General features: G+C 35.5%; 14 protein-coding genes. 5 read left to right on the forward strand and 9 right to left on the reverse strand.

Annotated features, from left to right (window positions below; genetic code table 11):
- Positions 1-133: 133 nt before the first annotated feature.
- The 8 genes from bshA to CDH49_RS06020 form a co-directional block, all read right to left on the reverse strand.
- Positions 134-1270 carry an N-acetyl-alpha-D-glucosaminyl L-malate synthase BshA gene (bshA, locus tag CDH49_RS05985; RefSeq protein ID WP_100614548.1) on the reverse strand — a complete coding sequence of 379 codons (1137 nt, stop codon included), beginning with the start codon at positions 1268-1270 and terminating at the stop codon, positions 134-136.
- Between the two features lie 98 nt (positions 1271-1368).
- Entirely contained in the window at positions 1369-4284 is a 2916-nt protein-coding gene (locus CDH49_RS05990; protein ID WP_100614549.1) for a glycoside hydrolase family 3 N-terminal domain-containing protein, read from the reverse strand.
- 138 nt (positions 4285-4422) lie between these two features.
- Positions 4423-5646, reverse strand: a complete 1224-nt coding sequence (serB, locus tag CDH49_RS05995) for a phosphoserine phosphatase SerB (RefSeq protein WP_100614550.1) — start codon at positions 5644-5646, stop codon at positions 4423-4425.
- A gap of 97 nt (positions 5647-5743) precedes the next feature.
- The gene (locus tag CDH49_RS06000; RefSeq protein WP_100614551.1) at positions 5744-6229 is read right to left on the reverse strand and encodes an ABC transporter ATPase; all 486 of its coding nucleotides are present in this window, start codon (positions 6227-6229) and stop codon (positions 5744-5746) included.
- A 68-nt stretch (positions 6230-6297) separates the two neighbouring features.
- Positions 6298-7089, reverse strand: coding sequence for a (Fe-S)-binding protein (locus CDH49_RS06005; protein WP_100614552.1), 792 nt, complete (start codon positions 7087-7089; stop codon positions 6298-6300).
- 8 nt (positions 7090-7097) lie between these two features.
- A complete protein-coding gene (locus CDH49_RS06010) occupies positions 7098-8405 on the reverse strand; it encodes a (Fe-S)-binding protein (protein ID WP_100614553.1) in 1308 nt (435 codons plus the stop codon).
- A gap of 6 nt (positions 8406-8411) precedes the next feature.
- Positions 8412-9347 carry an MlaD family protein gene (locus CDH49_RS06015; protein WP_100614898.1) on the reverse strand — a complete coding sequence of 312 codons (936 nt, stop codon included), beginning with the start codon at positions 9345-9347 and terminating at the stop codon, positions 8412-8414.
- 52 nt (positions 9348-9399) lie between these two features.
- Positions 9400-10527: an N-acetylmuramoyl-L-alanine amidase family protein gene (locus tag CDH49_RS06020; RefSeq protein WP_100614554.1), complete on the reverse strand. Its 1128-nt coding sequence runs from the start codon at positions 10525-10527 to the stop codon at positions 9400-9402.
- A 110-nt stretch (positions 10528-10637) separates the two neighbouring features.
- On the opposite strand from CDH49_RS06020, the gene CDH49_RS06025 reads away from it, so the two are divergent.
- Entirely contained in the window at positions 10638-13388 is a 2751-nt protein-coding gene (locus CDH49_RS06025; protein ID WP_100614555.1) for a putative LPS assembly protein LptD, read from the forward strand.
- A gap of 19 nt (positions 13389-13407) precedes the next feature.
- Positions 13408-13791 carry a RidA family protein gene (locus CDH49_RS06030; RefSeq protein ID WP_100614556.1) on the forward strand — a complete coding sequence of 128 codons (384 nt, stop codon included), beginning with the start codon at positions 13408-13410 and terminating at the stop codon, positions 13789-13791.
- A 7-nt stretch (positions 13792-13798) separates the two neighbouring features.
- On the opposite strand, the gene CDH49_RS06035 is transcribed toward CDH49_RS06030, so the two are convergent.
- A complete protein-coding gene (locus CDH49_RS06035) occupies positions 13799-15223 on the reverse strand; it encodes a response regulator (protein ID WP_100614557.1) in 1425 nt (474 codons plus the stop codon).
- A 149-nt stretch (positions 15224-15372) separates the two neighbouring features.
- Between CDH49_RS06035 and CDH49_RS06040 the strand changes: the two genes are divergently transcribed.
- The 3 genes from CDH49_RS06040 (at position 15373) to CDH49_RS06050 (ending at position 22501) form a co-directional block, all read left to right on the forward strand.
- Positions 15373-16413 (forward strand): GMP reductase, encoded by a 1041-nt coding sequence (locus tag CDH49_RS06040; protein ID WP_100614558.1) that lies wholly within the window; start codon positions 15373-15375, stop codon positions 16411-16413.
- 196 nt (positions 16414-16609) lie between these two features.
- Positions 16610-19933 (forward strand): transglutaminase family protein, encoded by a 3324-nt coding sequence (locus CDH49_RS06045; RefSeq protein ID WP_100614559.1) that lies wholly within the window; start codon positions 16610-16612, stop codon positions 19931-19933.
- Between the two features lie 12 nt (positions 19934-19945).
- A complete protein-coding gene (locus tag CDH49_RS06050; RefSeq protein ID WP_100614560.1) occupies positions 19946-22501 on the forward strand; it encodes a circularly permuted type 2 ATP-grasp protein in 2556 nt (851 codons plus the stop codon).

The following is a 22501-nucleotide window of genomic DNA, read 5'->3' on the forward strand; positions in this document are numbered from 1 at the left end:
CTTATAAATTAAAAAGCGCCCTACACGGCGCTTTTTTTATGCTTAAATTTGATTTATAAGAGTGAAATATCTAAAATAGGCATTCTGGTACGTATTAAAAAACCACAAACAAGTTTACTAATCAGTAGTTATCTTATAACGCCAAACACTTTTTTAAAGTGTCTTCATAAATAGCTTCATATAGCGGTACTATCTTGTGCAAGTCGAAGTTTAAAGCTTGTTTTCTGGCATTATTCTTAAACATTTTTAATCGTGTAGGTTCACTTAAAATATACAGAGCATTCTTGGTCATCTCATCCACATCACCCACATTGCTTAAAAAACCAGAAAAACCTTGTTCGTTTACTTCGGATAGCCCACCAGTATTGGTGGAAATTACGGGTACACTTGATGCCATTGCTTCTAAGGCGGCCAAACCAAAACTTTCGGTTTCCGATGGTAATAAAAATAAATCACTAAAGCATAAAATCTTATCAATTTCGTTACTTTTTCCAAAGAAAATTACCTTATCAAAAATACCTAATTGTTTGCATTGGCTTTCAACTTTTTCCCTTTCTGGACCTTCTCCTACTAACATTAATTTAGCTGGCATTTGCTTTTGAATATTATAAAAAATAGTAATAACATCCTGAACACGTTTTACTTTTCTAAGGTTGCTAATATGTGTAATTATTTTTTCATCATCCTTTGCCATCATACCGCGTTGACAATCTGTAAACATGTGACTATATTTATCTAAATCAATAAAATTCGGCACGACATGAATGTCTTTTTTTATATCGAATAATCTTAACGTATCATCTTTTAAACTTTGCGAAACGGTCGTTACGGCATCCGATTTATTGATACTGAACGTTACTGCCGGCTTATAAAACGGATGACTGCCAACAAGTGTAATATCTGTACCATGTAATGTGGTAACGATTGGGACATAAATACCTTCTTCTTGGAGCATTTTTTTTGCCATATATCCAGCATAGGCATGAGGAATGGCATAATGTACATGCAATATTTCTATACCATGAAGCTTTACCATATCTACCAACTTACTCGACAAAGCTAGTTCATAAGGTTGGTAATGAAACAAAGGATATTCCGGTACATTTACCTCATGGTAGTGTACATTATTACTTAACAACTCGAGCCTTACTGGTTGGTTATAGGTAATAAAATGAATTTCATGTCCTCGTTTAGAAAGCTCTAGACCAAGCTCTGTAGCTACAACGCCACTACCTCCAAAAGTTGGATAACAAACAATACCTATTTTCATCTGCTTATAATTATTTGTTTTTTAGTAGTTAGAGGTAACATCATTTTAATTATTTTACTATATGATTGGGAAATAATCATGATTGTCTTTTTTATTATTTAGTCTTCTATCGCTTGGTAAATAAGGCTCTGAATATCGGTTCTAATGTTTCTCTTTAATAATAAATTATCCCCTTCTATGGGATAGGTTCTATTTGCTAAAAACACATATACAATTTCTTTTTCGGGGTCTGCCCAAGCATACGTTCCCGTAAATCCTGAATGTCCAAAACTACTCATGGAAACACATCCACAAGTGGATCCTTCACCACTTAGCTGTGGTTTATCAAATCCCACCCCACGTCTATTCTTCTTGTCTATATAGTAGGTGGTATTAAATTTATCTACGGTTTCTGGTTTTAAATAGCGCTTACCCCCATAAAAACCTTTCTGCAAATACATTTGCATAATTTTAGCAACATCATTGGCATTACTAAAAATACCTGCGTGTCCACCAATGCCATTCTGCATAGCTGCCCCTGCATCATGTACATACCCTTGTACTTTTTGGTATCTATAATAATTGTCCTCTTCAGTGGGTACAATATTTGTATTACTTATTTTGTGATACGGATTATACATGGTATAATTGGCTCCTAAAGAATGATAAAAATGGTCTTGAGTTAACTGTTCTAAAGTTCTGTCGTAATAGTTCTCAATATATTTCTTCAAAATAAAATAAGGGAAGTCGCTATAGCGGTATTCCAATTTATCCAAAAGCTTTGAATCTTTAATAATTTCTTGTATAGAATCCTGATAATCACTACGTAAAAACAAATTATTTGCCACTTCAATATTGAAATCCTTACTTAAAGTATCCCTATAATATTTCGGACTTGGCTTCTTATCGGAATCTAAAGTACGATAATAAAAAGGTTCCCATGGGCGTAATCTAGCATAATGTGACAGCATGCTTTTAATGGTAATATTATTTTTATTTGAGTTTTTATATTCAGGCAAAATTTCAGATAATTTAGTATCCAATGTAATACGCCCTTGTTCTTCAAGTTCCATAACTAGAGGTAATGTTGCCAAAATTTTTGTTAAGGAAGCAACATCATAAATATCATCAAATCCAACCTTTTCAATACCATCATAAGTATGTTTACCAAAATTTTTATTGTAAATCACTTTTCCTTTTCTAGCGATTAAAAGTTGGATACCTGGGGTCATTTTCATATCCACCGCCATTTGAGCTAGGGAATCTACTTTCTTCAGCTTTTCAGAACTCATCCCAACCCTTTCAGGAATGGTATAGCTTAAACGTTGAATAGCATTGTTGATGATACCATCACCAACTTTAAAATGATTTCCAATGGAAACAGGCAAAGTCCCTTTTGAAGCAATGGCCCCAAAAAGCAATTGAGCTGATTTTTGTTGGGCTATCACACTATTTTGGTAACTTACTACTATACTTTTAATATTTTCGATGGAATCTAAATCCAAAAGCGCATAGGGTTTTGTAAAAACGTCCAAAACAACCGTATGCGATTTGGCGATTTCTTTTAACCAATTTAATTCTTCGGGCGTAAACTTATGATCTTTCCAAGGCGTACTGTTCGATTTATGAAATCCAACAATAACCGTATTATAACTACTTAATTTAATAAGTAAACTATCGATGGTTGTAGATTCAATTTGGTGAATCTTTGCATATTTTTTTAATTCATTAAAAAAAACAGAACCATCATCGTCTCCCAATTTCACATAAGCTATGGTTTTACTTTCTAACTGACGGAAAGGCAATATTTCAGCATCATCTTTAACAACGGTAATGGCATTTTCTAGAAGTTCTTCGTAAAGAACATTATCTTTAATTCTGTTTAAATCTTCATTTAAATTATGAATTCCCACAGGCTCATATTGGTTCAATCCTACTTTGTATTTTGCTTGCAATATTTTCTTGACCGAATGTTCTAGTCGCAATTCCGTAATATCTCCATTAGTGTAGGCTTCAACAAGTTTTGAAATACCAACAGGAACATTTTCAGACATGAGCATGACATCATTGCCGGCTTTAAAAGCTGCTAAATCAACCTCGCCAGATTCATTGAAATTTGAAACACCTTTCATGTCAAGCGCATCTGTAAAAATAAGTCCTTTAAAACCCAATCTATTCTTTAATATATTAGTGACAATGTGTTCCGACAAAGAGGACGGATAGCCTTCCCTCGGCTCTAGACTTGGTACGTTTAAATGAGCCACCATAACACTTGAAAGCCCTTCTGCAATGAGTTTTCTGTATGGATACAGTTCTATTGAATCAATACGTTTCTCATCAAAATTTACAGTGGGCAAAGTTTTATGGGAATCTTGATCGGTGTCACCATGACCCGGAAAATGTTTGGCATTTGCCAATACACCTGCACTTTGCATCCCTTTCATAAAGGCTAAGGCTTTTTCGGTGACATTGTCTTTATCTTCCCCAAACGAGCGATTGCCTATAATTGGATTTTTAGGATTTGTATTAATATCCACAACGGGTGCAAAATTAAAATGCACACCTATACGCTTGTTATGTTCTCCAATTTGCCTGCCTGTTTGCTCTATAAGTTTGTTGTCTTTTATAGCGCCCAATGTCATATTCCAAGGAAACGCATATGTAGAATCTAAACGCATTTTTAAACCCCACTCGGCATCCATGCCAATTAGCATGGGTAATTTAGATATGGATTGTAATTCGTTATTTAATTTGGCCTGTCTTACGGGGCCACCTAAGGAATAGATAATACCTCCTATATGATGATCCCGAATCAAATCAATGATTTTTTTCTTCGTTTTGTCATCTTGATTGGACATGACCTGAACCATGAACAACTGCCCTACTTTTTCATTAAGCGACATGGATGCATAAACACTATCAACCCATTTTTGTTGTGCTATAAAATCAACTGCTAATAATGGATTTTCAACTTTTTGGGCTGATATAGAATAGGTTATAAAAAGAAAAATTAAACCGAAAATGATTTGACGCATACATGGATTTGTTAAGCAGATTACTAGTGAGTATTATACACTAATAATCATGCCAAAATAAGACTTTTAAAAGAAGATAAAAAGACTTTAAGATAGATTTATAACAAGTTTGTAAACAAAACTACTGATTGTAATAATCTATTCTATTAAATCTATATGCCTGTCGTGATACCCTAACAAATACAGCACACCATCTAAGCCAATGCTAGAGATGGAACTTTGCGCATTATCCTTTACCGTTGGTTTGGCGTGGAATGCAATTCCTAAGCCAGCAAGATTCAACATTGGCAAATCGTTAGCACCATCACCTACAGCGATGGTCTGGTTAATGTGCAGACCTTCTTTTTGTGCGATTTCTTTAAGATATTCTGCTTTTTTATCGCCATCAACAATATCGCCAACGTAACCGCCAGTTAGCACACCGTCCTTAATTTCCAATTCGTTGGCATATACATAGTCTATACCCAATTCCTTTTGTAAATAATGACCGAAGTATGTAAACCCCCCTGATAAAATGGCTGTTTTAAATCCGTAGGCTTTCAAGGTATCAATAAGCCTTCTAGCGCCTTTTGTTATAGGCAAATTGATAGCCACATCTTGAAGCACCTCTTCGCTCAACCCTTTTAAGAGTTTCATACGCCTAATAAAACTTTCCTTGAAATCTATTTCCCCTTGCATGGCGGATTCCGTGATGGCTTTGACTTCATCACCAACGCCTGCCAATTCAGCCAATCTATCAATCACTTCGGCCTGAATTAAAGTGGAATCCATATCGAAACAAACCAAGCGCCTATTCCGTCTGTAAATATTATCCTCTTGAAACGCAATATCCACATCTAACTCCCTAGAAATTTGCATAAATTTGGCAGTAAACTCTGTTTTATCCGTAATTTCACCTCGAATGGATAATTGTATACAAGCTCTTGGATAATCTTCTTTTTTTAATAGAGATATACGTCCTGTAAGTCGGATTATAGAATCTATATTTAAGTTTTTCTCTGAAATGACTTTTGTGACTTCCGATATTTGCTTGGCCGCCAATTTTTCACCTAAGATGGTAATGATATATCGGTTTTTACCTTGCAAGCCAACCCAATTTTCATAGTCTTCAAGTGAAATGGGTGTAAACTTAGCAGTGATACCAAGTTCATAAGATTTAAAAAGCAAGTCTTTTAAAACTGCTGCTGAATCTGCTCCTGCTTGAATCTCAAATAACATCCCTAAAGATAAGGTGTCATGAATGTTTGCTTGTCCGATATCTAATATTTTGGCCCCATATTCTGCCAAAACACCAGTTAAAGCAGAGGTTAAGCCCGGTTTATCTTGTCCTGAAATATTTAATAAAATAATTTCATTCGCCATAATTCTATATTTTCGATTTTTTGCAAGCCGTAAAATTCATTATTCTATTTGATATATGAAAGTTTTTTTTAGGTTAAAAAAACAAGATAAATATAACCTATTTAATAAATCTACTGTGCCAACTTTCGCTTGCTGGTACCTCCCAGTTTTCGTTGAATTCTGCTATACTGGTCACTAAATTATTAAAAACAATGGTGTTTTTTGAAATGGCTTTTTCTTTAGCCATTTTTTTAAAATCAAGAAGTGTTTTGTATGCTATAAAATCGCCTTGTTTATAAGATACATTCATTTTATCCATCAAATCCACTTGATATTCTTTTTCCAATTGTTGAATAAAATGAACAGAGGCGTCGATGGAACATCCTGAAGCTTTATTTAAGTTCTGATTTAATCCTATTACAATAAAACGCTTATATTTAATAAGATAACCTGCCTGTAAATCACTGCCATGCACCGTCCAGTTTTCTATAAAAACATCTAGCTTAGATTGAATTTCTTCAAGTTCTTGTTCTGTAAAAGAACGGTTAGCTTGGTAAATCCAAACACGTGATTCTTCTGGTAATGTATTGAAATCTACTAACATGAATATGATTTACGGTTTTTGATTTTTGATTTACGACTTTTGATTAACACGGAGAGCAATTAATGAACTTACAAGTCTTGAGCATTAGCAATAAGTTCAGCAATATCCATAATGGCAACATCGCCTTCCTTATCTTTAGATTTCACCCCATCGGTCATCATGGTGTTACAAAATGGACACCCTGCCGCTATGATTTCCGGTTTTACTTCCAAAGCCTGTTCGGTACGCTCAATATTAACCTCCTTATTACCTTTTTCGGCTTCCTTAAACATTTGCGCACCTCCCGCTCCACAACATAAACCCGTACGTTTGCAATTTTTCATTTCCACCAATTCGGCTTCCAACTTTCTAATTAAATTGCGAGGTGCTTCATATACATTGTTGGCACGACCTAGATAACATGGGTCATGAAAGGTAATCCTTTTTCCTTTAAATTGCCCACCTTCAATTGTTAAACGTCCCTCGTCTAACAAGGCTTTTAAAAATTGGGTGTGATGCATTACTTCATAATTGCCACCCAATCCAGGGTATTCATTCTTTATGGTGTTGAAGCAATGCGGACAAGCAGTTACTATTTTCTTAATTTCATAAGCATTAAGCACTTCAATATTGGTTACAGCTTGCATTTGAAATAAAAATTCGTTGCCAGCTCGTTTTGCTGGGTCTCCGGTACAGCTTTCCTCAGTTCCCAACACGGCAAATTCAACCTTCGCTTTATTCAATAATTTAACAAAGGCTTTCGTTATTTTTTTGGCCCTATCATCAAAACTACCAGCGCAACCGACCCAAAATAATACTTCGGGCTGTTTGCCTTGAGCCATAAATTCTGCCATAGTAGGCACGTTTAGTAATTCGCTCATGAGTTAAATTATTCGTTTTTCCAATTTAGCCTGTCCATTTGATTGTATGGCCAAGGCGCACCATTATTTTCTATATTGTTCATCATGTTGTTTAGCTCTGCTGGAGCAGCTGACTGTTCCATGACTAAATAACGACGCATATCCATAATAATTGACAACGGATTGATACTTACCGGACAAGCTTCCACGCAGGCGTTGCAAGACGTGCACGCCCACAATTCTTCCCTAGTTATATAATTGTCCAACAATTGCTTACCGTCGTCTTTAAAAATGCCTTTGTTTAAATCTATATTTTTACCCACTTCCTCTAAACGGTCTCGGGTATCCATCATGATTTTTCTTGGAGACAATTTTTTACCTGTTTGATTTGCTGGACACTCACTGGTACAACGTCCACATTCGGTACATGTATAAGCATTCAATAATTGCACCCAATTTAAGTCTTGCACATCACTGGCACCAAACTTGGCTGGAACGTTCGTTTCCGAACCTTCAGCAGGTACAGCAAATGGATCTACATTAGGATCCATCATCAACCGTACTTCTTTGGTAACAGCTTCTAAATTATTGAATTGCCCTTGTGGTTTTAAACTACCATAATACGTATTAGGAAATGCCAATAAAATATGAAGATGTTTTGAAAAGTATAAATAATTTAAGAAAGCCAAAATGCCTAAAATGTGCAGCCACCATGCTGTTCTTTCAATAACATGAAGCGTGCTTTCTGATAGTGAACCAAACCAAGGCGCTATAAATTGACTGATGACGTTTCCCGAATTCATGTCTTGAAAATGAACATCGGTAGCGTTCATGACCAAAAACAAGGTCATTAAAACCATTTCGAAATATAAAATGATATTGGCATCGCTTTTTGGCCAAGTGGTCATTTCTGATTTCCAGAAACGTTTCAATTTTATAACATTCCTTCTAATCCAAAAAATAATGACGGAAGCAAATACTAAAAGTGCTAAAATCTCAAAAGCACCAATTAAAACTCCATAGGGTTTTCCTATTGCCGAGAATATGCGATGTGTACCAAAAATGCCATCAATGATTATTTCTAAGACTTCAATATTGATAATTACAAATCCCACATAAACAACAATGTGCAAAAATCCAGAAATGGGTCTATGCATCATTTTAGTTTGCCCGAGTGCAATCATCGCCATGTTTTTCCATCGCTGAGATGTATTATCACTGACATCAACATCATGACCCAGCTTTATATTCCGAACTAGTTTTTTTACGTTTTTCGCAAAATAACCTATACCAATAATGAGTGCAATGACAAATACTATGTTGGGTAAATAATGCATAAATGCTTAGTTAGCTAACTCCTCTTCTGAATAAGGTATTTCCTTTTTTGATAGAATTCTAAAATAGCGTTTAGGGTGAAGCTTAATATCCCTTAACAACTCTTCCATTTCTTTTGAAGCGCCTTTTAAATTGTTATATAAGGCGTCGTCTTTTAACAGTTTTCCCATTGAGCCTTCGCCCTTTTCAATCGTCGCTAAAACGGTATTTAAACTTGTAATTGTTTTATTTAAAGTCTCTACGGTGCTGCCTAGTTTGGCATCTTTTAATTCTGTTGTTAAAAGCGATAAATTCGCGCTAGTGGTTTTAAAGTTTTCAAGTATGACAGCTATGTTCTCATCATTTTTAGAAATCAGACCATTTGCTGAGGAAGATAATTGCTTAAATCCTTTTAATGTTGAATTTAATTCGGCAATCGTTCTTTTTAATCCTTCTTCAGAATCATCTATAACTATTTTGTTTAGATTGTTGATAAGCGAATCTGTTGATCTTAAAGTAATATCCAAGTTATCACTGATTCCTGAAAAGTTTTTTGTCAGACTCGTAATGAGTCCTGGCTCTACTTCCGATTGAAGCATATCTCCATATTTAGCGACTTCACCTTCATAACTATTGATAATAGCTAAACCATTGCCCCCCATTAAACCGGTTTCATACATGCGTACCGTACTGCTTTTTGAAAACTTAAGTTTATCGTTTACAGTAAACGATACGATGGTTTTCCCACTTTCGTAATCGTATTTTATATCCTGAATTTTACCTACAACATTCCCGTTTACGGTAACGGTAGAGGCTTTCGTTAAGGCATTGTAATCAAACTGGGTATAATATACATCTGTTGATTCAAATAAGTTTTTGCCTTTTAAATAATTGAATCCAAAAATAAATAGGGCAATTCCTAAAATAACTAGTATAGCGGTTTTTACTTCTTTTGATATTTTCAAAATCATAGGGGTTTAGATGCACAAATTTAAAATAAATTTAAAAAGAATGCCTTTAATTAGCTGTTGTTTTTAATGCATCGGATAATGGAATTTTTTTTCCCTGTTTAAAGGCCACAATAAAACAGGAGGTGTAACCTTTGCTTTTGGCTTCATCTTCAAGCTTTCTAATAACATCATAATCCGAAGTAAGCCCATAAAAATATTTATACAACCCATCTTCCTTAACTTTAGAGACAGCTTCCAATCCTTTAAAATTATAAGGTTTTGTGATTAAATCCTTAGAACTGGCAGCAATTTGGACTTTAAATTCTATATCAGGACTAATGGCATTGGTTGATGTTATTTCGGGTGTTTCTGCATCTTCTAGATGTTCGTCTATGAGTCCACTACCCTCTACATTTAAATCTAAAGACTTTTTATATTTTAATATGGCATCGGCAATCGATAATGACATATCATTTTGACCTTTTTTTGAATTTAGATAAGCACCTTCAGCAGTATTTGTTAAAAATCCAAGTTCAACCAAAACACTAGGCATAACGGTTTGGTGTAACACTATCAAACCTGCCTGTTTTACTTTTCTGTTAGTTCGTTTTAGTTTATTAGTAAAATTATCTTGAATCAGGCTAGCCAATAATATACTTTGGTCTAAATATTCTTCTTGCCCTAATATGATACTTATGGCAGATTCTGGTGAATTAGGGTCAAAACCAGCATATTTACTTTCATGGTCACTCTCCATGAAAATTACGGCATTCTCTTTTTTTGCAACTTCAAAATTTGTTTGGTTCTTATGGATACCCAAAACAAAAGTCTCAGTACCATAAGCTTGAGATTTATGTGCATTACAATGAACAGAAACAAACAAATCTGCATTCGCTTTATTGGCTATTTTTCCCCTTTCAAATAAATCAACAAACACATCTGTTTTACGCGTATAGACAACTTTGATGTTTGGATTCTTCTCCAGTTCTTCTCCAATTCTAAGCACAACATTTAAAGCAATGTCTTTTTCCCTATAGCCATTGCCCAAGTTTCCAGGGTCTCTTCCACCATGACCTGCATCCAGAACAACAACAAACTTGTCGGATTTATTTTGTTCATTATCATCATCAACAAATGACGATAATGTTAATACGGCTATAAAGAATACTAAAATGGATAAACTTTTCGTTCTCATATGGATTTTAACGACTAAAAATGCAACTTATTACTCAATGGATTTAAGCTTAAATTTAATTTAATTTTTTGTTCAATAATTAAATTAATCACAGAAAAATATATGTAATTTTGGCTTTTCAAAAACCGAGCCATACTTTTACAAAAATACATTTAAAAGCGTTGCATACAAACAACTTTAAAATACTTTTTGCATTAAGTTTTACAGTGTTTATCAACATGTATAGCTTCGCCCAAGACTTCCCAAAAAAGCAAAATCCTATTGAGCCAAGTACCCAAGATAGTGTGGTGGTAAGTGTAGATAGTTTGTTGATTCCAGAAATTTCAGAAAAGGCTCAAGATACCATTGTAAAGGATTCCATAAAACCAAAAAAAGAAACTTTAACGGATATTGTTACGTATAAGGCAACTGATTACACATCGTTCAACCAAAAAAAGAAACAACTTTATTTATACAACGAAGCCGAAATAACGTATGGCGATATCAATATAAGAGCAGGGAGCATTACAGTAGATTATAGCAAAAACACCGTTTACGCCAAAGGTATTATAGACTCAACTAATACATATATACAAGCACCTGTTTTTACCCAAGGCCAGAATGTGGTTGAACCAGATTCCATAATTTATAATACCAAAACAGAAAAAGCACTCATCTATAATAGTGTAACCGAACAATCTGGAGGCACCGTCATTGCCTCTATGACAAAAAAAGAAAACGATTCGGTTTACTTTATAAACAGAGGAAAGTATACCACAGCCGAAAACCTTGACGACCCAGAATATTATATTTTATTAAGAAAAGCCAAGGTAGTGCCCGGAAAAAAAATAGTAACCGGGTTGGCCAACTTATTCATTTATGATGTACCAACACCTATAGGTTTACCGTTCGGTTTTTTTCCGCAGACTGAGACACAAACATCAGGTATTATTATCCCTACATTTGGTGAACAGAACGAAAGAGGTTACTTTTTACAAAATGGCGGGTATTATTTTGCCATAAGTGATTATGTGGATTTAGCTGTTTTAGGAGATTATTATACCAACGGAAGTTATGGATTGCGTTTGGAAAGCAACTATGCCTTGCGATATAAATTTAGAGGTAACTTCGCATTTAGGTATGAAAACTTGATAAGTAGCGAACGTGGTTTTCCGGATTATTCAAGGGCTACGGTTTATAATTTACGTTGGTCGCATAGTCAAGATGGGAAATCGAGTCCGAATTCACGTTTTTCCGCTTCCGTAAACTTAGGTAGTAGCGCTTATTATAGAACCACGCTTAATCAAGCAAATATTGGAAGTACTTTAAATAATACGCTATCATCATCGGTATCCTATTCCAAAACATTTCAGGGAGAACCGCAAACAAATATAAGCCTTACAGCCACACATACCCAAAACACCAATACCCAAGAAATTAATATGACACTGCCTACTTTTCAAGGTAGTGTTGGAAGGATTTTTCCTTTTGCACCAAAAATTGGGACAAAGAAAGGCATGATTCATAATGTGAGCTTACAATATAATGTTAGAGGAGAAAATAGAATTAGAACAACCGATTCACTTTTCTTTACAAAGCAAATGTTTAAAGAAGCCGAAGCCGGATTTCAACACAATATTCCGTTAAGTACAAACTTTAAATTATTTAAACACTTCAGCTTAAGTGCTAGCACCAATTATAATGAAGTTTGGACCTTCAAAACCATAAAAAAATCGTTTGATGAAATTAATAGAACCGTTGTAATTGATACTGTTAATAACTTTGACACTTTTAGAACGTATAATTTTAGTGCCAGCTTGGGAACCACTATTTATGGCATGTTCAATTTTGAAAAAGAAGGCAAAGACACCAAAATTAAAGCTATAAGGCATATTGTAAGGCCTTCTGTGAGTTATAATGTCAATCCTTCCTTTGATAGGTATTATGATACTTATGAGGTTGTAAGTGCAGACGGACTAACCACTAGTGACGTAGAGTATACCCGTTTTGAGAGGTCAATTTTTGGAATTCCGAATCAAACGTTTTCAAGTTCGGTAGGGCTTTCAGTATCAAATAATTTTGAAGCCAAAGTAAGAGATAAAGATACTACGGCTACAGAATTAAAAAAAATTATCCTCCTAAACAATTTAAATTTCTCAACCGCTTATAACCTTGCTGGTGACTCATTGCAATGGAGCCCCGTGAGAATGACTGGAGGTACCCAATTATTTGATAATAAATTAAGTATTAATTTTGGAGCTACTTTAGATCCTTATGCACTAGATAACAATAACAATAAAATTGATAGATTCAATATCGCTAACGGTGGGAGTCTATTTAGGCTTACAAGTGCCAATTTTACCGCGAGTACCTCATTTTCTAGCAAAGACAATAAAAAAGGCGCTAATAATAGAGGTATTGAAGAGAATATGAGAAACGGTGGTAGGGATGATGATTTATTTGGACTACCCCAAGATTATGTCAATCCTAACTTGGATGAGGAAGAAGATACTGATGAAGAAGAAACACCTTCTGAATTTTATAACAATAAAATTCCATGGAGTTTGCGTTTGGCCTATGCCGTAAACTATTCCAATGCCAGAAGGGAAAATTTAATATCGTCGCACTCCCTCATGTTTTCTGGAGATATAGAATTATCTCCCAAATGGTCGGTTGGGGCTTCTTCTGGTTATGATTTAAAAAGCAACGGTTTTACGTTTACGCAATTACGATTTGAACGCGATTTGTTAAGTTGGCGTATGAATTTTAGCTGGGTTCCCTTTAGTACCATAAGTTCATGGAACTTTTTTATTGGTATAAAATCCAACATCTTAAAAGACCTTAAATACGAAAAACGTAGGCAGCCCGATCAACGACTTTAATTAACTAATATATAAGTAGATGAAAAAAGTTATTAATACACCCAATGCCCCAACGCCTATTGGCCCATACAATCAAGCTATTTTAAGCGGAGATACATTATACCTATCTGGTCAAATTGCTGTAAATGTAGAAACCGGGAAATTGGTTTTAGATAATGTGAAAGCCGAAACCAAACAAGTTATGGAAAACCTGAAAGCGATTCTTAATGCTGCTGATATGAGTTTTGAGAATGTGGTAAAATCTACAATTTTTATTAGTGATATGAATGATTTCTCTCTAATAAACGAAGTGTATGGAAGTTATTTTGAAGACGCTAATGCACCTGCTAGAGAGACGGTGCAAGTTGCTAGATTGCCTAAAGATGTACATGTTGAAATCAGTATGATAGCCGTTAAACTATAACCTTTATTTAGACGGATTTTTGTGGCGAATATTTAACCAATAGTTCTTTTAGCCTATCAGTTTCAATAGGTTTGGCCAAAAAATCATCAACACCAGATAGTTTGGCTTTCTCAATATCAGCCTCAAAAGCACTTGCCGAAACAGCTATAATTGGTGTTAGGGTTCTAGCATATTTATCTGTTGCCTTAATGGTTCTAGTAGCTTCATAACCATCCATTTCTGGCATATAAATATCCATAAAAATCAAATCGAAATCTAGAACACTATACAATTTTACGGCTTCAAGTCCATTTCTCACCAAGGTACAATCTGCTCCTTGTTGCTCTAGCAAAAATTTAATAACCTTTTGGTTTATTTTATTATCCTCGGCTACAAGCACACTAAATTTATAGTCAAATTTATTCAATAAATCAACTGCGGGATCTTTAGTATCGGTTTTTAGGTTCAACGTCTTTTTCAATTGTAAACTGAAATAAAATATGGAACCTTCATTCTCCTTACTTTCAACTTCTAACTCACCTCCCATTAATTTCACCAATTTGTATGAAATGGAAAGCCCCATGCCTCCACCTCTATAATGTTGCATGGTTGAGACGTCATCACTTTTAGAGGTCTTAAAAATTTTTTTAACTTCAAAAGGAGATAACCCAACACCTGTATCTTTAATGTAAAAGGTAACAATTTGGTTGTCGTCATTGCTAACCGTTTGGTGTATGGTAATGGATATTTTACCTGAATGCGTAAACTTAATGGCATTATTAACTAAATTAATAAGCACTTGCTGTATTCGGGATAAATCACCCAATAATAAGAATTTAGGTTTCTTTTCTGATAAAAATTTAAATTCAAACTCTAAGTTTTTGTCCCAAGCTTGATATTCTAAAACTTTGAAAAGCTTAGATAGATCTGACTCTAAATCTATAACAACTAAATTTAAATTTGTATTGTCCTGCTCAAACTTAGCATTATCTAAAATCATATTCACCAACTGTAATAAATGTTCTGATGAATATTGGGCAATTTCAACTTCTGCCATTTGATCACTATCCAAATTCGTTTTCTTCAACATATTAAGCATTCCCAATACAGCATTAAGGGGTATCCTAATTTCATGGCTCATATTTGCCAGATAAACTGATTTATGATCGACAAGTAAATTAGCTTTTTCTAAGCTTTTCTCTAGTTTATTGATCTCATCAATCAATTCAGATTTAATATACCCATCATGGGCTTTGTTCCATAAAAGATATACTACTGCGATAAGCAATATGCATACAACAACTAATAAGAAAGTAGCAATAACATACAAATCCCTATTTTCATCCATGTAACTGTACAACAAATAAAAAATAACGCAAATGGCAACCAACGCCAAAAAAAATAGGCCAATAATACGTTTTGAAAACTTGCTGGATGGAGATAAAAACATCATTTAATTATTATTTTAACAAACATAATCCATAATTAATTAAATACATAAAACAATGATGGTTTTTGAGTGCCATTTAATATATGTCGCATTTTATAATACTAAATATTAAAAAAGACATATTTTTGATATTGGATTAATTTCAGATACTTATGCGCATAGAATATGATATAAAACTAGGATTTAAGGATGTTATGATCCGTCCGAAACGTTCCACTCTAAAAAGCAGATCGGAAGTTAATTTAGACAGGGAATTCAAATTTATGCACAGCCCTGTAACTTGGGAAGGCATTCCCATTATGGCGGCAAATATGGATACCGTGGGCACGTTTGAAATGGCTCATGCCCTTTCTAGTAAAAAATTGATTACGGCTATACACAAACATTACACCATTAATGATTGGAATCTGTTTTTTGAAAATACTCAGGATACCATGTCTGATTATGTAGCCATTAGCACAGGGATTAGCAAACATGATTCCGACAAATTAGCGACCATTATTAGTCGAAATCCACAACTTAAATTCATTTGTATTGATGTTGCCAACGGTTATTCTGAACACTTTGCAAACTTTGTAAAAAAAATGAGGGGTTTATATCCAGACAAAGTCATTATAGCAGGAAATGTGGTTACGGGCGAAATGGTTGAAGAACTATTATTGTCTGGTGCGGATGTTGTAAAAGTTGGTATTGGCCCTGGTTCTGTATGTACCACCAGAATAAAAACGGGGGTCGGCTATCCACAATTATCTGCTATTATTGAATGTGCTGATGCTGCACATGGTTTGGGCGGACAAATCATAAGCGATGGTGGTTGCACAACGCCCGGTGATGTCGCGAAAGCATTTGGTGCTGGTGCCGACTTTGTCATGCTGGGTGGTATGTTTGCTGGCCATGATGAAAGTGGCGGGGAGATTATAGAAAAAAATGGAAAGCCCTATCGGAAATTTTATGGGATGAGCTCATCTACCGCTATGGAAAAACATGTTGGTGGTGTTGCCGAATACAGAGCCAGTGAAGGAAAAACAGTTGAAATCCCATATAGAGGTAAAGTGGATAACACCTTGCAGGATATTTTGGGAGGCTTAAGAAGCACTTGTACCTATGTTGGTGCTCGACGGTTAAAAGAACTCACCAAACGTACTACTTTTATTAGGGTGGCAGAACAGGAAAATCAAATTTATACGGAATAACGGAAACTTTCCAAGGTTATTCAATGCATAAATAGCTCATTTTTTAAGGCTAAATTTACAGATTCAAAAATCTTTGTTTTAAAATTGATAAAATCATAATTTATCAGCATAAATTATATCACTATTTTGGAGGTGTTTTTAAAATTAAAAAATAAAAATAACTTACATTGTAGTTGATTTTAAATTAAGTTAATAGATGGCATTAAAAATTGTAATTTCACATAAAACATTATACAAATACGATAGACCGGTATCACTTTCTCCACATATATTTAGACTTCGGCCTGCGCCACATAGCAGAACACCCATAGAAGCCTATTCTATAAAAATAAAACCTGAAAATCAATTCTTTAATTGGCAACAAGACCCTTTCGGGAATTACTTGGCACGATTGATTTTTCCAGAAAAAACCACGGAATTATCTATTGATGTTGAAATTATTGCGGATTTAAAAACCATCAATCCTTTTGATTTCTTTGTTGAGGAATCTGCCGAAGAATATCCATTTGAGTATAACGAGACTATAAAAAAAGAGCTTCTTCCCTATTTGGAAGTTACTGAAAGAGGTGAATTATTAATGGACTTTTTAAAAACCATTGATAAAACGCCAAGAAAAACCATTTACTTTTTAATCGACATCAACAGAAAAATATACGAATTCCTTAATTACAACATTCGTATGGATCCCGGCGTACAAACTTGTGAAGAAACCCTAAGTCAGAAAAATGGCTCTTGCAGGGATTATGCATGGTTGTTTGTTCAAACGCTGCGTCATTTAGGATTTGGAGCACGCTTTGTGTCTGGGTATTTGGTACAATTAAAATCGGATGAGAAATCATTGGATGGGCCATCGGGTCCTGAAGAGGATTTTACCGATTTACACGCTTGGGCAGAGGTGTATTTGCCTGGTGCTGGCTGGATTGGTTTTGATGCTACGTCTGGATTGCTAGCTGGCGAAGGCCATATTCCTCTGGCTTGCACACCTTCGTTTGAAAGTGCTGCCCCAGTTTCGGGAATGACCGATATTTGTGAAACGGAATTCTTTTTTGAGAACTCCGTAAAACGCATTTTTGAATCGCCTCGTGTTACAAAACCCTATACGGAAGAACAGTGGAAAGCCATTTATAAACTGGGTTACCAAGTTGAAAAACAATTGCAAAAAGGTGATGTTAGACTGACTATGGGAGGCGAACCTACCTTTGTGTCTATTGACGATATGGAATCACCAGAATGGAACACCGATGCAGACGGTCCGCACAAAAGGGAATTAGCAAAAAACCTTTCGGTTAGGTTGTATGATACCTTTGCTAAAGGTGGTGTCCTACACCAAGCTCAAGGGAAATGGTATCCTGGGGAACCTTTACCAAGATGGACTATCGAACTATGCTGGAGAAAAGATGGAAAGAACATTTGGAACAATAAAAAGCTGTTTTCGTTATTTTCCGATAATCCTAAAGTTCCGAAAGACGCTGATAAATTATTCCTGAAGTCGTTAACAAAATATTTAGGCATTACCGATACCACGATAAAACCAACTTTTGAAGATTCTTTTTATTTTCTGTGGCAAGAAGGTAAAATGCCTATAGATATCGACCCAACCAAAGAAGATGGTAATATGCTTGTTAAAAATAAGCTTAAGGAAATTCTAAAAGAAGGCACCTCAAAAGCCATAGGCTACGTATTGCCGCTGAATAATACCATGAACAGTTGGTATACCTGCCATTGGGAGTTTAGAAGACAGCATTTATTTTTAATTCCGGGAAATTCGCCCGTGGGCTTACGCTTACCTCTGGATTCTTTAGTGGAGACACCAGAGCATGAGGAATTTCCAATACATCAACCAGACCTCTTTTCAAAAAAGAAAAAACTACCCAATTACAAAAGAGTTGTAAACAAAAGGGTGGACGATATTAAGACCAACGGTATTCCATCAAAGAAAACCAATTATTTTATAAGAACGGCTTTATGTGCTGAAGTTAGGGACGAAAAACTTCACTTGTTTTTACCACCTTTAGACAGTGCCGAAATATTTTTGGATTTAATGGCTTCCATTGAAGCAACGGCCAAGGAACTATCCATTCCTGTAATTATTGAAGGCTACGACCCACCAAAAGATAACCGATTGGAATCCATGAAAGTGACTCCAGACCCCGGTGTTATTGAGGTGAATGTACATCCTGCTAAAAACTGGGAAGAACTTACTTATAATACTTTGACCCTTTATGACCAAGCAAAGAAATCACGTTTGGGTACAGAAAAATTCATGCTTGATGGTAAACATACGGGTACTGGTGGTGGTAACCACGTGACATTGGGTGGTATTACCCCTGCCGATAGTCCACTTTTAAGAAAACCAAGTTTATTACGAAGTTTATTGACGTTTTGGCAACACCACCCCGGCCTTTCTTATTTGTTTTCTGGAGCTTTTATTGGGGCTACCAGTCAAGCACCTCGGATTGATGAAGCCAGAATGGAAAACCTGTATGAACTTGAAATCGCATTTAATCAAATTCCGAAAAACGGTAAAGTCCCTTTTTGGTTGACCGATAGGTTGTTCAGACATTTGTTAACAGATCTTACAGGCAATACGCACCGCGCTGAGTTTTGTATCGATAAATTATATTCCCCAGACTCGTCTTCGGGCAGATTGGGTATTTTAGAACTACGTGCTTTTGATATGCCACCGCACCCACAAATGAGTTTGATGCAAAACTTATTGGTAAGAACCTTGGTGGCTTGGTTTTGGAATAAACCTTACGAACATAAATTAGTCCGCTGGGGTACCGAATTGCATGATAAATTTTTAATTGAACATTTTGTAAGAGAAGATATTAAAGACATTGTTGCCCAACTAAACAAGGCAGGTTATAAATTTAGGGAAGATTGGTTCAATCCGTTTTTTGAATTTAGGTTTCCGCTTCATGGTATGGTTGAAATCAATAATATCCATTTGGAATTACGCGCCGGTATCGAACCTTGGAATGTTCTTGGAGAAGAAGTTACAGGTGGTGGCACAGCAAGGTATGTCGATTCTTCTGTAGAACGCCTTCAGGTGAAGGTGGCTAATTTCAACAATGACCGCTATGTACTGACATGCAATGGCATAAAAGTAGACTTAAAAAGTACATCAGTAAAAGAAGAATTTGTTGCTGGCGTGCGTTACAAAGCTTGGAATCCGTATTCGGCCATGCACCCAACCATCGATGTAGATACACCTTTGGTTTTTGATATTGTGGATACATGGAACCGACGTTCCATTGGTGGATGCACCTATTTTGTGGCGCATCCGGGAGGACGTTCCTACGAAACCTACCCTGTTAATAGCTATGAAGCAGAATCCAGAAGGATCAGTCGTTTTTGGGAATTTGGTCATACACAAGGTGATGTGGAAAATATTTCCCAAGACACTGATAAATCCAATAAAAGTGTCAAACAAAAAGCTGGGGAGAAAAAATTCAGATATAAAGTGCTTCCAATCAATTTTGAGTTTCCAAATACCTTAGATTTGCGAAAAAAATAAAAGCCCCATTTAATGATTTTAGATTCCAACATATTATTTCAAAATTATTTTTCTGATAATAGAAATTATGATGAGGTATTGAAATCTAATATGACCATAAACCCCAATTGGGAAACCTTACTTGAAAACATCAATCACATAGGATTAAAAGAATTAATCAATAAACAGAATGAAGTTGATTGGTTGATGGATGAAAATGGGGTGACCTATAATGTGTATAACGACCCCAAAGGGATGCGTCGCCCTTGGAATTTAAATGTAGTGCCTTTTGTTATCCATGAAAATGAATGGAAAACCATTGAAAAAGGGATTATTCAACGTGCTGAACTATTAAACCTTATTTTAAAGGATATTTATGGTAAACGCGACTTAATAAAAAAAGGCGTTATTCCACACGATGTTGTTTTTGCACATCGAGGGTTTCTTAGGCAATGCGACCAAATAGACTATAAAACTTCCAAAAATCTTTTAATTTATTCTGCTGATTTATCCAGAGGTCCCGATGGCCGCATGTGGGTTGTTAACGACCGCACCCAAGCGCCTTCTGGTATGGGTTACGCCCTAGAAAACAGATATGCCATCAATAGAGCCGTTCCTACCATTTTTAAAAATATTCATGTACAGCATTCGTCTAGCTTCTTTTATAGTTTCAATCAAATGCTTATCGATGCTGCCCATAATAATAAGGACAACCCGAATATTGTTATCCTCACCCCTGGACCATTAAACGAGACGTATTTTGAACATTCCTATTTATCCTCATTTTTGGGATATCCTTTGGTAACAGGAAACGATTTGGTGGTGCGCAACGGTAAGGTATGGATGAAAACCTTAAAAGCACTCAAGCAAGTGGACGTTATTTTAAGGCGTGTTGATGATGTATATATGGATCCGTTGGAATTACGTGAAGATTCCTATTTAGGAGTTGCCGGTTTATTGGATGTTGTTCGGAATCAAAATGTGACTATCATCAATCCTATTGGCAGTGGTGTATTGGAAAATTCAGGTCTCATTCCATTTATGAATGCCATTTCCAGATATTTCCTAAATGAAGATTTAATATTGCCACAAATAGCCTCTTGGTGGTGCGGACAAGAAAAAGAACGCCAATATGTTTTAAGCAACCTCTCTAATTTTGTCGTGAAGCGCATTGACCGTTCTAACAGGGAAAGCTTATTTTTCTGTGAATTTTTAGATGCCAACCAATTAGAAAAACTTAAAAGGGAAATTCAGTCCAGCCCCTACCGTTTTGTGGCCCAAGAAAAAATATCGTTTTCAACAGCACCCGATTTTGTGAATGGGCGTTTAGAACCCAGAAAAGTGATGTGTCGTACGTTTGCCATCGCTAGAAAAGATACTTACAATGTGATGCCCGGTGGCTTGGTTCGTGTGGCACCCGAACGGGAAGATTTACATGTATCCAATCAACGTGGTGGCGTTAGTAAGGATTTTTGGATTACTACGGATAAATCCCAAACAAGCATGCATCAATATGCTTGGGATAATACCTGTAAAATCTCTATTTCAGATATTAATGACTTACCCAGCAACACCGCCGAAAACCTATTTTGGTCTGGCAGGTACCTAGGCAGAGCTGTTGTAACGGCGCGGTTTATAAGAATGGTTTTGAACCAAATGAGCAACGCTCAGTTTAATGTTCAAAAAGTAGAGTCCGAAAAATTACAATATCTTTTTCAATCGCTTACAAGCATCACCTATACCTATCCGGGGTTTGTTGGTGAGGACAATGAAGAAGCCTTAAAAAATCCGTTAAAAGAAATTCTTTCAGTCATCATAGACGACAAACGACTTGGCTCATTTGCACAAACGCTACAAAGTTTTAATAATTCATACTATTCGTTACGAAACTTATGGTCTAAGGATATGTGGCGCGTTTTTGATGGGATCCAAAAAATTTGGAGCCGATTTATAGACGAAAAAAAATATGCGATTTCCGATTTAATAAAGCTTTTAGATCGTATCATTACTCGATTGATCGCTTTTATGGGACTTATTGAGGAAAGCATTTTGGTAGATCAAGGTTTGTTATTGTATTTCATTGGTTTACAAACTGAACAAGCTATGATGAACGTGGCGAAATGCCGATCGCTTTTGGTTTTTAATTTAGAAGACCAATTACAATACGAAATATTGGAATCGCTTTTAACCAGTCATGAAAGTTTAACCATTTACCGATACAGTTACAAGTCGTATTTAAGCTTAGAGAATGTTTTAAACCTTATTTTATTGCATAAAGAGTATCCTAAATCATTGACCTATCAACTTAAAAGAATCCAAAAAGATATTGACAGGTTGCCACATTCTAAAAACGCAGCAGCTATTAGTGAATGCCAACGTTTAATAAAAGAGGCCAATACTAAAATGGAGAACTTGAATATCAATTCACTATTGGAATTGAATGACGATAACACCTTAAGGGAACGACTGGACACAGAACTTTCCGAACTTGGAGATGTATTGCACGATATGTCTATGGCGATATCAAACACGTATTTTAATCATACCTACCAACAAACCCAATTGGTTAATCAAAACTTCCCTCTATAA

It is taken from the genome of Confluentibacter citreus, from assembly GCF_002807055.1.
Taxonomy (GTDB): Bacteria; Bacteroidota; Bacteroidia; order Flavobacteriales; family Flavobacteriaceae; genus Confluentibacter; species Confluentibacter citreus.

Excerpts from the sequence above, each read along its gene's own strand:
- bshA (WP_100614548.1), bottom strand. The coding sequence starts at position 1,270 with ATGAAAATAGGTATTGTTTGTTATCCAACTTTTGGAGGTAGTGGCGTT.
- CDH49_RS05990 (WP_100614549.1), bottom strand. The coding sequence starts at position 4,284 with ATGCGTCAAATCATTTTCGGTTTAATTTTTCTTTTTATAACCTATTCT.
- serB (WP_100614550.1), bottom strand. The coding sequence starts at position 5,646 with ATGGCGAATGAAATTATTTTATTAAATATTTCAGGACAAGATAAACCG.
- CDH49_RS06000 (WP_100614551.1), bottom strand. The coding sequence starts at position 6,229 with ATGTTAGTAGATTTCAATACATTACCAGAAGAATCACGTGTTTGGATT.
- CDH49_RS06005 (WP_100614552.1), bottom strand. The coding sequence starts at position 7,089 with ATGAGCGAATTACTAAACGTGCCTACTATGGCAGAATTTATGGCTCAA.
- CDH49_RS06010 (WP_100614553.1), bottom strand. The coding sequence starts at position 8,405 with ATGCATTATTTACCCAACATAGTATTTGTCATTGCACTCATTATTGGT.
- CDH49_RS06020 (WP_100614554.1), bottom strand. The coding sequence starts at position 10,527 with ATGAGAACGAAAAGTTTATCCATTTTAGTATTCTTTATAGCCGTATTA.
- CDH49_RS06030 (WP_100614556.1), top strand. The coding sequence starts at position 13,408 with ATGAAAAAAGTTATTAATACACCCAATGCCCCAACGCCTATTGGCCCA.
- CDH49_RS06035 (WP_100614557.1), bottom strand. The coding sequence starts at position 15,223 with ATGATGTTTTTATCTCCATCCAGCAAGTTTTCAAAACGTATTATTGGC.
- CDH49_RS06040 (WP_100614558.1), top strand. The coding sequence starts at position 15,373 with ATGCGCATAGAATATGATATAAAACTAGGATTTAAGGATGTTATGATC.
- CDH49_RS06045 (WP_100614559.1), top strand. The coding sequence starts at position 16,610 with ATGGCATTAAAAATTGTAATTTCACATAAAACATTATACAAATACGAT.
- CDH49_RS06050 (WP_100614560.1), top strand. The coding sequence starts at position 19,946 with ATGATTTTAGATTCCAACATATTATTTCAAAATTATTTTTCTGATAAT.